This is a genomic window from Actinomadura miaoliensis, from assembly GCF_039536785.1.
Taxonomy (GTDB): Bacteria; Actinomycetota; Actinomycetes; order Streptosporangiales; family Streptosporangiaceae; genus Spirillospora; species Spirillospora miaoliensis.
Genome location: NZ_BAAAZG010000065.1, coordinates 1 through 10,340, shown reverse-complemented (window position 1 = coordinate 10,340; position 10,340 = coordinate 1). Strand labels below are relative to the sequence as shown.

Annotated in this window: 9 protein-coding genes; 3 read left to right on the top strand and 6 right to left on the bottom strand. The window is 74.4% G+C overall.

Features of this window, described 5'->3' with window-relative positions; all coding sequences use genetic code 11:
- The coding region (locus ABD811_RS39405) for a cytochrome P450 (RefSeq protein ID WP_344958057.1) at nucleotides 1-1,338 on the bottom strand (1,338 nt) is incomplete at its 3' end.
- A 197-nt stretch (nucleotides 1,339-1,535) separates the two neighbouring features.
- The gene (locus tag ABD811_RS39400) at nucleotides 1,536-2,303 is read right to left on the bottom strand and encodes a hypothetical protein (RefSeq protein WP_344958055.1); all 768 of its coding nucleotides are present in this window, start codon (nucleotides 2,301-2,303) and stop codon (nucleotides 1,536-1,538) included.
- 212 nt (nucleotides 2,304-2,515) lie between these two features.
- Between ABD811_RS39400 and ABD811_RS39395 the strand changes: the two genes are divergently transcribed.
- Complete coding sequence (locus ABD811_RS39395) at nucleotides 2,516-4,105, top strand: AfsR/SARP family transcriptional regulator (protein WP_344958053.1); 1,590 nt, start codon at nucleotides 2,516-2,518, stop codon at nucleotides 4,103-4,105.
- Nucleotides 4,106-4,181: 76 nt separating this feature from the next.
- Here the strand turns inward: ABD811_RS39395 and ABD811_RS39390 are convergent, their stop codons facing one another.
- The 4 genes from ABD811_RS39390 to ABD811_RS39375 are packed head-to-tail and all read right to left on the bottom strand — an operon-like array spanning nucleotide 4,182 to nucleotide 7,907.
- Entirely contained in the window at nucleotides 4,182-5,390 is a 1,209-nt protein-coding gene (locus ABD811_RS39390) for an ABC transporter permease (RefSeq protein WP_344958051.1), read from the bottom strand.
- Nucleotides 5,390-6,148: an ABC transporter ATP-binding protein gene (locus ABD811_RS39385; RefSeq protein WP_344958049.1), complete on the bottom strand. Its 759-nt coding sequence runs from the start codon at nucleotides 6,146-6,148 to the stop codon at nucleotides 5,390-5,392. The genes ABD811_RS39390 and ABD811_RS39385 overlap by 1 nt, the downstream gene beginning before the upstream one ends.
- Nucleotides 6,145-7,377, bottom strand: a complete 1,233-nt coding sequence (locus tag ABD811_RS39380; RefSeq protein ID WP_344958047.1) for a peptidoglycan-binding protein — start codon at nucleotides 7,375-7,377, stop codon at nucleotides 6,145-6,147. Before ABD811_RS39380 ends, ABD811_RS39385 begins: the two co-directional genes overlap by 4 nt.
- Nucleotides 7,374-7,907, bottom strand: a complete 534-nt coding sequence (locus ABD811_RS39375) for a hypothetical protein (protein ID WP_344958045.1) — start codon at nucleotides 7,905-7,907, stop codon at nucleotides 7,374-7,376. Before ABD811_RS39375 ends, ABD811_RS39380 begins: the two co-directional genes overlap by 4 nt.
- 203 nt (nucleotides 7,908-8,110) lie before the next feature.
- On the opposite strand from ABD811_RS39375, the gene ABD811_RS39370 reads away from it, so the two are divergent.
- Nucleotides 8,111-8,767 carry a response regulator transcription factor gene (locus tag ABD811_RS39370; RefSeq protein WP_344958043.1) on the top strand — a complete coding sequence of 219 codons (657 nt, stop codon included), beginning with the start codon at nucleotides 8,111-8,113 and terminating at the stop codon, nucleotides 8,765-8,767.
- 8 nt (nucleotides 8,768-8,775) lie between these two features.
- Nucleotides 8,776-10,116, top strand: a complete 1,341-nt coding sequence (locus ABD811_RS39365; RefSeq protein WP_344958041.1) for a sensor histidine kinase — start codon at nucleotides 8,776-8,778, stop codon at nucleotides 10,114-10,116.
- Nucleotides 10,117-10,340: the final 224 nt, after the last annotated feature.

Here is a 10,340-nt window from a genome sequence, read left to right as displayed (position 1 = left end):
GGCCTGCGGCGTGGCGGGCGCCCCCGGCGGCCCGGCTGCGGGCGGCGCGGCGGGCGCCGGGCTCGCGGCCAGCGTGTACCGCACCGGCAGTGACCGCAGCCCGCGCATCAGCGGCGAGGACCGCCACGGCAGCTGGTCGGGGGGCAGGGTCAGGGAGAGTTCCTCGAACCGGCCGAACAGCCGGCTGATGGCGGTGGTGACGATGGTGGTGGCCAGCTCGCGGCCCAGGCACTCGTGCGGCCCGGCGCCCCAGGCCAGGTGCGCCCGGGAGCTGAGCAGCGAGTCGGCGTTGAGCCCGGCGGCGAACACGGGGTCCTGGTGCGCGGCCGCCACCGACAGGAACACCGGCTCGCCCGCGGCGATGGTGACGTCGCCGAGCCGGGTGTCGACCGCCGGGCAGCGGAACGTCAGGTTGGCCATCGGCGGGTTCACCATCGCGACCCGGTTCACCGTCTCGCGGATCATGCCCATGGACAGGCTGTCGCGGGCGCCGGAGTCGGTGCCGAGGACCTCGGCGATGGTGTTGCCGATGAGCGTGCCGGTGTGGTCGCCGGTCACCCCCACGAGCATCATCAGCTCGCGCGACAGCTCGTCGACGGTCAGCCCGGGATGGGCGGCCAGCAGGTAGGACGGGAAGTCGTCCCCGGGATGGGCCATCTTGGCGGCGCCGAGCTCGCCCAGCGCCGCCAGCAGCCGTTCGAGCGCGGCCGCGGAGTCGGGCCCGGCGTCCAGCACCCGCCACATGTCCATGAGGACCTCGTCGCCGCGGCCGCTCTGGAAGCCGAGCAGGTGGTCGACGACCATGAGCGGCAGCGGCCGGGCGTACTGGGCGGACAGGTCGGCCCATCCGGTGCGGCCGCCGCCCTCGGTCATGACGTCGATCAGCTCGTCGGCGCTGCGGGCGACGGCCTCGCGCAGCCGCCGGCCCTGCGGGTGCCCGGCGTCCTGGAACGGCTTGAGCGCCTGGTGGTAGGCCGCGCGCAGCGACCGCAGCCGGTCCCCCTCCTGGAAGATCACGTGGTTGACCTCCAGCGCGGGCAGCAGCGGCCACTCGCGCGGGACCCGGCCCTCGGCCAGCGCCCGCCAGTCGGCGAGCCGCTTGCTCCAGATCCCGCGCTGGTCGCGCAGCACCTCCAGGACCTCGCGGTAGCCCAGCGCCAGCCACACCGGCACGCCCAGCAGGTCGACCGGCGCGACCGGCCCGTACCTGGCGCGCAACCGCTCGTACACCAGGGAGGGACGGGAGTCGTAGTCGCGCGTGATCAGCGGTACGACCGCGGAGGTCTCCAGGGAACCGGCGGAGAGCGCCGGGCCGGAGGCGGGTGGCTGGACATCCATGGCATCCCTCGCTCAGTCGGCGGTCACGGCATGATCACCGCGATCAGGCCGTCCCATTCGGCCACTTTCCGGAGTCGGGGTGTCACTTTAGCGGCATGTCTCCGCCGATGGGGGTGTTTGTCGAGGCGGTCCGGCGCCCCCGTCGAAGCCGGACCGCCCCGCCGCTCCCCCACCGCCCGGCGCCGTCACGCGGACGGTCACTGGAGCGCGGAGACTTCCACCACCTGGTTCCGCGGCGGCGCCTGGACGGTGACCGGCGCGCCGAACGCGGACAGGTCCATGCGGTTCTTCCGGCCGCCCTCAAGGCGCAGCAGGTACGGCAGGCCCTCCGTCGCCACGTAGATCCGGTCCTTGCTCGCGGTCTGCAGCGCCAGGGCGGCCCGGCCGTCGATGCGCGTCGTCCCGCCCTTCACCTTGGTGAGGGGGCCCAGGCCCTTGAGCATCTCGGTGAGGAACTTCTTCTGGTCGGCGAAGGCGGCCAGTTCCCCCCATCCCTCGTCCTTGGCGGTCGCCTTCAGGTACTTGCCGGACAGCAGCTGCACCGCGCCCTTGCCGCCGGCCGCCTTCCAGAAGGCGTCGTCGCCCTTGATGTAGACGGCCGAGCCGACACGGGTGAGGAACAGCCGCTGGCCGTCGGTGGTCATCTCGCCGGTCGCCCGCGTGCGGCCGGCGTAGCGCATGTCGAGCCGGATGTTCTCCCCGTCCTCCCGGATCCCGCCGTGCAGCCGCAGCGAACTGGCCGCCACCGTGGCCGCGCGGGCGCGGGCCAGGATCTGCGCGGGGCGCAGCCGCTCGATGCCGTTCGGGGTGACGGTCGGCGTGGGCGAGGCCGGGGGCGAGGCGGGGGGCTTGGCCGCATCGGTGCGGGCCGCGCCCTTCGCCCCCTCGCCGCCCGTGCCACAGCCGGTGAGGACGAGCGTCGCCGACGCCAGCAGGGCCGGGACGACGGTCATGTGCCTTCGCATGAAAGGTCTCCTATGTCAGGACTGTCGCGAACGTTTCGGTCTGTGGCGAGACCGGCCGGTATCGCCCGGGTGACCTTATGGGGTGCCGGTGACGTTATGGAGTGCCTCTGCGAAGTCACTGTCGTTATGCTGCGGTCACTGCGCTCGGGCTGCCGCCGGGCTGCGTTCCCACTGCCGCATGGGTGGTACCTGGAGGAATGCCGGTGGTCCAGATGTCCACGACCGATCCGTCGCCACGGTTCGAGATCCTGGGCCGGCTGCGGGCCTGGCGGGACGACGAGGAGCTCGACCTGGGCCCCGGCAAGCAGCGCGCGGTACTGGCGGTGCTGCTGCTGAACGTCAACCGGCCCGTCTCGACGAGCGCGATCGTGGACGCGGTGTGGGAGGACGATCCCCCCGACAACGGGGCCAACGTCGTCCAGAAGTACGTGGCCGGACTGCGCCGCGTGCTGGAGCCCGACCGGTCACCGCGCACGCCGGGGCGGCTGCTGAAGCTGACGCCCGCCGGATACGCGCTGCACGTTCCGCCGCAGTGCCTGGACGCCGAGCTGTTCCAGCGCGACGTCCAGCGGGCCCTGGCCGCCCGTGCCGACGACCCGGCGCAGGCCGCCGCCGCGCTGCGGGCGGCGCTGGCGATGTGGCGGGGTCCGGCGCTGGCCGGGCTGACCGGCCGGGTGTTCGACGCGGCGCGCGAACGGCTCGCGGAGGAACGCGCGGCCGCGCTGGAGACCTGCGTGGAGATCGAGCTGGAGCAGGGGCGGCACGCGCAGCTGGTCCCCGAGCTGATCCGGCTGGTGGCCGACTTCCCGCTCCGGGAGCAGCCGCGCCACCTGCTGATGCTGGCGCTCTACCGGTGCGGCCGGCAGGCCGAGGCGCTGGCCGCCTACCGGGACGCCCGGGAGTTCTTCGCCGCCGAGTTCGGGGTCGAGCCCGGCGACCGCCTGCGGCAGCTCCACATGCGCATCCTGCGTTCGGACCCGACCCTGGCGGGTCCGGCGGCCGCCACCGCGCCGCCCACCGCGCCCCCGCCCGTGCCGGTCCCGCCGATGACCGTCCCGCACACGCCCCTGCCGCAGACGCCCGTCCCGCACCACGGCCTGGTTCCGCCTGCGGTGCCTCCGTACGCGCCGCGCCGGACCCCGTGGTGGCTGCGGATCATCCTGATCGGCATCCCGCCGCTGACCTTCGGCACGGGGACCTGCGCGCTGGTCGGCTACTACGCGGGCCGTCGCCGGAGCCGGCTCCTGTGGCTGGCGGCGGCCGGATACCTGCTGCTCACCATCGTCTTCTGGGCCATCATGGGCACCGCCGAGGAGGACGGCTCCACGCCGTACGACCTGCCCGCGACCGCCGCGGCGCTGGTGACCACGCTCGGCGGCATGGTGCACGTGGCGCTGCTGACCGCCGGGCCCGTGACCGATCCCGCCGTCATGCCGCCTCCCGCGGTGGTGGCGATGATCGAACGCGGGGCCCGCCGCGAGCAGGCCCGCGCCCTGGTCGCCCACCACCCCGCCGTGGCCCGTGAGCTGCACGTCGGGCGCCCGGATCTGCCGCGCGCGTTCGACGACGGCGGGCTCGTCGACGTCAACGCCGTGCCCGAGCACGTCCTCGCCGGTCTGCCCGGCATCGATCCCTATCACGCCAAGCTGATCGTGACGGTGCGCCAGACGCACGGCCCGTTCGCCTCGGTGGACGACCTGGTCATCCGGGGCGTGCTCCCGGCCACGGTGGTCCGCTCGCTGAACGATGTCCTCGTGGCCGTCCCGGAGCCCGCGCCCGCACCGACCCCTGAGGCGACCTGAATCGGGATCGAGGTGGAGCCGGGGTCCGCCCGTCCGCGCGGGAGTGGGCGGGACGGGCGGACCGGATCGCGGGCGCCTACGGCGTGGCCAGCGCCTCGGTGGGCGACAGGCGCGACGCGCGGATCGCCGGATACAGTCCGGCGACGGCGCCGATCAGCAGGGTGGCCGCCATGCCGCCCGCGACCGCCCAGGCCGGGATGACGATCGGCCAGTCCTGCGAGACGGCGTACCCGGCGGTCACCGCCATGCCCAGCACCGCGCCGCCCGCCCCGCCCAGCGCCGACAGCAGCAGCGATTCGGCCAGGAACTGGGTGCGGATCTGGCCGCGGGTCGCCCCCAGCGAGCGGCGCAGGCCGATCTCCGAACGCCGCTCCAGCACCGAGATGACCATGGTGTTGGCCACCCCGACCCCGCCGACCAGCAGCGCCACCGCGCCCAGGCCGAGCAGCAGCCCGGTCAGGGCCTCGTCGGCGGCCTGCCGCGCGGCCAGCGCGTCCGACGGGCGCGACACGTCCACCTCGTTGGGCGCGGCCGGGTTGGCGGTCGCGCCCAGCACCGACTGCACGTCCTCGACGGCCGAGTCGGCCGACCGGGTGTAGACGGTGGTGGGGTGGCCGTCGAAGCCCAGCTCCGACCGCGCCACCGGCCAGCCGACCAGCGCCGCGGTGTCCAGCTCCGGGGCCAGCGGCGCCTTGGCCAGAATGCCGACGACGGTGAACGGCTTGCCGCCGACCACCACCTGCGTCTGCGGACCGGCGCGGCCGACGCCGAGCCGTTCGGCCGCGCTCGCGCCGAGCACCACCGCCGGGAAGCGGCCGGTGGCCTCGTTCAGCCACGTGCCGCTGGCGACCGTCGCGCCGGTGGTGGCGGGCAGGTCCAAGCGGGTGGCGTAGGTGGCGATCCCGCCGGTCTCCGCCTGGTCGATCTTGCGGTTGCGGTACACCTTGGCGTCGTCGATCATGCCGATCGCCGACACCGACCGCACCGGCGCGATGCGCCGCACCATGGCCTCGGCCTCCAGCGGCAGCTGCGCCTGCTCCCCGGTGAGCGTGCTGCCGGGCTTGACGGTCAGCAGGTTGGTGCCGAGCGCGGCGAGGGTGCGGTCCAGGTCGGCGCGCGAGGACGAGGAGATCCCCACCACGCCGACCATCGCGGCGATGCCGATGGCGATGCCGAGCGCCGACAGGAACGCCCGCAGCGGACGGGTGCGCAGCCCCACCGCGCCGACCTTCATCACGTCCCCCGGCCACATCCGGGCCGGGCGCAGCGCCTCGGCGGCGGCCATCAGGCCACCCCCCGCGCGGCCGCGACGTCCAGGCCGGACGCGCCGCCGGTCGCGCCGCCGGACGCGCCGCCGGTCGCGCCGTCGACAGCGTTGTCGGTCGCGCTGTCGGACACGACGCGGCCGTCGCGCATGCGCACCTGCCGGGGCAGCGCCGCGGCGATGTCCCGGTCGTGCGTGATGATCACGACGGTGGTGCCGGCGGCGTTCAGCTCCCGCAGCAGCGCCATGACCCCGGCCCCCGAGACGGAGTCGAGCGCGCCGGTCGGCTCGTCGGCCAGCAGCAGCGGCGGTTCCCCCGCCACGGCCCGCGCGATCGCCACGCGCTGCCGCTCGCCGCCGGACAGCTCCAGCGGACGGTGGTCCAGCCGGTGCCCGAGCCCCACCCGCTCCAGCGCCGCGGCCGCCCGGCGGCGCCGTTCGGCGGGCCGTATCCCCTGGTACAGCAGTCCGTCGGCGACGTTGTCGAGCGCCGGGGTGCCCGGCGCCAGGTGGTACTGCTGGAACACGAACCCGATGCGCCGGGCCCGCAGCGCCGACAGCTCGGCGTCCGACAGCCCGCCGACCTCGTACCCGTCGATGCGCACGGTGCCGGACGTGGGCCGGTCCAGGGTGCCCAGCACGTTGAGCATCGTGGACTTGCCCGAGCCGGACGGCCCCACGATCGCCACCAGCTCGCCGGCGGCGATCTCCAGGGACACGCCGTCGAGCGCGGTCACCCCGCCCGGATAGGTCCTGGTGACGTCCGTCAGCGAGATCACTTCGGCATCCCCACGACCGTGCCCTCGGCGATGCCGTTCCCCGAGACCTCGACCTTGCCGTCGGCGAACAGGCCGGTGCGCACCGGCACGTACGACGACCGGCCGCCCTGGACCACCTCGACGCCGAAGCCGCCCTCGCGCAGCGCCAGCAGCGCCGCGATCGGCACGGTCAGCACGTTCTCGCGGGTGCCCGCGGTGAAGGTGACGTCCACCGCGGCCATCGCGTACGGCGCGGCGATCTTCTGCGCCCCGCTCCCCCTGAGCTCGACGGTGACCTCCACCTTGGTCTGCGGTTCCTCCCCGTTGCCGCCGGGTTCGATCACCGTGGACACCTCGTCGACCCGGCCCTCGACCTTCCGGTCGTCGGGCATGGTGACCTCCACGTCGGCGCCCTCCTTGGCCAGGCGCTGGTCGGTGGCCTCCAGTTGCACGGTGACGGCCTTCTCGGTGCCGGTGTAGTTGAGCACCTTGCGGCCGGGCGAGGTGGGGTCGCCCTCCCCCGCCTCCAGGCTGTCGACGCGGATCGCGCCGGGCGTGAACAGCACCCGGCCGAGCTCCACGACGCCGGTCTCGTCGAGGCCCCGGTCGTCCTGCCATTCCCGGACGGCCTCGGCGGTGTCTCCGGTGTACTCGTCGTCCACGGTGAACCCGTCGTAGCCGAGGGCCTGGAGGTTGCGTTCGAGCTGGCGGACGTCCTCGCCCTCCACGCCGGAACGCAGCGGGCGGTACATGGGCCGCGACCCGTACATCAGCGTCACCGGCTTGTCGTCCACCCGGTACACCGTCTTGCCGCGGGTGATCTGGTCGCCGCTCTTGGGCAGGCCGGTGAGCGTGCCCTGCAGGCGGCTGGTCGCGGCGGTCTGCTCCCCGTAGGCCAGCACCCCGTCGGCGTCCTGGGTGTCGCGCAGCGTCTCCCGGGTGACCTTGGTGGTGTTGGGCGGCAGCCCGCGCGCCGTCTGCTCCGACGTGGCGTCGCCGGTGAGGTTCAGGGCGGCGGCGGTGGCCGCGCCGCCCGCCGCCACCACGGCCGCCGCGGCGACGATCTTCGTCCGGCGGGAGCGGCCGCGGCGCCGCTGCCGCCGCGACGGCTGCGGCGGATTCGGCGGGTCCTCCGGCCCGGACGTCGGCGTGCCGGGCGGCGCCTGGTCGGTGAGCGTCTCGCGGGCCTCGGGCCGCCGCCCGTCCGGGCCCGCGACCCTCTGGTCCTCGTGCCCCTCCACAGTGGTCACTTCCCGGCTCCGCCGCCCGCCGGGCCGCCCAGGACGTCCTGGCACTTCTGCTGGGCGCTCTCAAGGTCCGGGTCGTCGCCGATCGCCTTCTTGTCGATGAAGATGCCGCGCTGGCCGGGCTTGGGGTCGGGGAACTTCTCCACCCCGTTCTTGCGCATGCACTCGGCGAACTCGCGCTGCCGCTGCTCCATCTTCGGGTCCGAGCCGCCCCGGGAGTTCTGCTGCGGGCTGTACTGGCGGCACGCCTCCATGGCCTTCTGCATCGTCTGCTCCTGGCCCGGCTTGGCCTTGACCATCACCCGCCCGTCCTTCGGGTCCTCCATGTCGATGCCGTTCTTGCGCATGCACTCGGCGAACTTGACGCCCATCTCCTCCGGGCTGAGGCCGGCGGCGTTGGCGGGCTTGGTCGAGTTCCCGCCGTTCACCGTGGCCACCCCGCCGTCGCCGTCGTCTCCGCCGCCGCACCCGGTCAGGGCGAGGGCGAGTGCCAGCGGCATCGCCGCGAGGGCGCCGCGCGTCCGAAGCTTCATCGTCTGCTCCTCGATTGCTCCGCGGTCGGGCCCGACGGCTCCGACCGGACGCACGGCATGCAACTCGACCGCCTGTTTCCCCTCCGTTTCCTGCGTCCCGCGGGTTCCAGGCGCTCGCCTGACAGCGTTCTCCTAACAGAAAGGAAACGCCGCGCCCGTCACGATGGCCCGTGGCGAACGCGCGTCCGGCGGAGAGGAGCGGCATGCGGGTGCTGGTGGTGGAGGACGAGCGGATGCTCGCCGAGGCGATCGCCGAGTGGCTGCGGGACGAGGCGCACGCCGTCGACCTCGCGCACGACGGCGCGGCGGCGCTGGAACGCCTGGCGGTCAACGACTACGACGTCGTCGTCCTGGACCGCGACCTGCCCGCCGTGCACGGCGACGAGGTGTGCCGCGAGCTGGTGGACGGCGGCTCGGCCACGCGGGTGCTGATGCTCACCGCCGCCGCCGAGGTCACCGACCGGGTGGAGGGGCTGGGCCTGGGCGCCGACGACTACCTCACCAAGCCGTTCGCGTTCGCCGAGCTGGCCGCCCGGGTGCTGGCGCTCGGCCGGCGGGCCCGCCCGGCCGCGCCGCCGGTGCTGCGCCGCGCTGGCATCTCCCTGGACCCGGCGCGCCGCCGGGTGTTCCGGGACGGCCGCTACGTCCCGCTGGCCCGCAAGGAGTTCGCCGTGCTGGCCGAACTGCTGCGCGCCGACGGGGCGGTGGTGTCCGCCGAGGGGCTGCTGGAGAAGGCGTGGGACGAGCACGCCGACCCGTTCACCGGCGCCGTCCGGCTCACCATCCTCAAGCTGCGCCGCAAGCTCGGCGAACCGCCCGTCATCGAGACCGTCAAGGGAGCGGGGTACCGGATTCCATGAGGCCGACCATGACGCCGACCATGACGCCGAACGTGCGGAGTGCCGCCGCGCCGGCGGACGCGCCCGCCCGGCCGCGGCGCATGTCGCTGCGCGCCCGGCTCACCCTGACCTACGCCGCGCTGTTCCTGGTCGCGGGCGTGGTGCTGCTCGGCGTGACGTACGCGCTGTTCACCCAGAAGATCTCCGAGGGCCGCATCAAGGTGATCGCGACGATGCAGCAGCGGACCGGCGGGCCGGGCGGCGCGGGCGACGGCGCGGCGCAGCAGTCCCAGCGCTACACGATCGGCGGTCCCGGCGGCGAACCGGTCACCGGCACGGAGCTGGAACGGCTGGCCCGCGAGCAGAGCGAGCGGCTGCGCGAGGCCGCGGTCACGTCGCTGGTCACGCAGGGCGGCGTCGCGCTGGCCGTGGTCGGCGGTGCGGCCGCCGGGTTCGGCTGGCTGATCGCGGGACGCACGCTGGCCCCGCTGCACCGCGTCACCGAGACCGCCCGGCGCATCGCCGCCGCCCCCGCCGCCGACCGCGGCCTGCACGAGCGGATCGCGCTGCGCGGCCCGGACGACGAGGTCAAGGAGCTGGCCGACACCTTCGACACCATGCTGGAGCGGCTCGACCAGTCCTTCGACGGGCAGCGCCGCTTCGTCGCCAACGCCTCGCACGAGCTGCGCACCCCGCTCACGCTCGGCCGGGCGCTGGTGGAGCTGGCCATGCACCGCAGGTCCGCCTCGGCCGACGTCCGGCAACTCGGGGAGAGCCTGCTGCTGATCAACGCCCGGCACGAACGGCTGATCGACGGCCTGCTGCTGCTCGCCCGCTCCGACCAGGAGATCACCGAACGGGCCCCGGTCGACCTGGCCGACGTGGTGGGGCACGTCGCCGTCCAGACCGGGGCGGAGGCGGAGGCGGCCGGGGTGCGGGTGCACGAGCAGGCGGACGAGGCGCCCACCTCGGGCGACGCGCTGCTGCTGGAACGGCTCGTGCAGAACCTGGTGGAGAACGGCATCCGGCACAACGTCCCCGACGGCGGCTGGGTACGGGTGTCCAGCCGCACCCGCGGGGACGGCCGGGTGGAGGTCGAGGTGGCCAACACCGGGCCGGTCGTGCCCCCGTACGAGATCACCGGCCTGTTCGAGCCGTTCCGCCGCATGAACCGCGACCGCGTCGTCGACACCAAGGGCGCCGGGCTCGGGCTGTCCATCGTGCGGTCGATCGCGCGCGCCCACGGCGGCGCCGTCACCGCCGTGCCGCGCGAGGGCGGCGGTCTGGTGGTGACCGCCGTGCTGCCCGCCGAGCGGAGTGCGGGCGCGATCATGTACCCGGCGGGTAGCCGGACGGTCCCGGTCGGCTGAACACCCGCCCGGAACCTCCGCCTGCGATCGCAGGGTTTTTCGCTGGCGGCGTACGCAGGAAGGTTCAGCGAACGCCAGGGGGTTGAATGCTGGGTACGCACTCCTAAGGGGAGGAAGACCCTCCTTGAGGGAACCGGCGCCCGAGGAGCGACGACATGTTCGAAAGGTTCACCGACCGCGCGCGGCGGGTTGTCGTCCTGGCCCAGGAAGAGGCCAGGATGCTC

What these genes read in the sequence shown, in the direction of transcription:
- ABD811_RS39365 (WP_344958041.1), top strand. Translation starts at nt 8,776, where the DNA reads ATGACGCCGACCATGACGCCGAACGTGCGGAGTGCCGCCGCGCCGGCG.
- ABD811_RS39395 (WP_344958053.1), top strand. Translation starts at nt 2,516, where the DNA reads ATGTCCACGACCGATCCGTCGCCACGGTTCGAGATCCTGGGCCGGCTG.
- ABD811_RS39375 (WP_344958045.1), bottom strand. Translation starts at nt 7,907, where the DNA reads ATGAAGCTTCGGACGCGCGGCGCCCTCGCGGCGATGCCGCTGGCACTC.
- ABD811_RS39370 (WP_344958043.1), top strand. Translation starts at nt 8,111, where the DNA reads ATGCGGGTGCTGGTGGTGGAGGACGAGCGGATGCTCGCCGAGGCGATC.
- ABD811_RS39400 (WP_344958055.1), bottom strand. Translation starts at nt 2,303, where the DNA reads ATGCGAAGGCACATGACCGTCGTCCCGGCCCTGCTGGCGTCGGCGACG.
- ABD811_RS39390 (WP_344958051.1), bottom strand. Translation starts at nt 5,390, where the DNA reads ATGGCCGCCGCCGAGGCGCTGCGCCCGGCCCGGATGTGGCCGGGGGAC.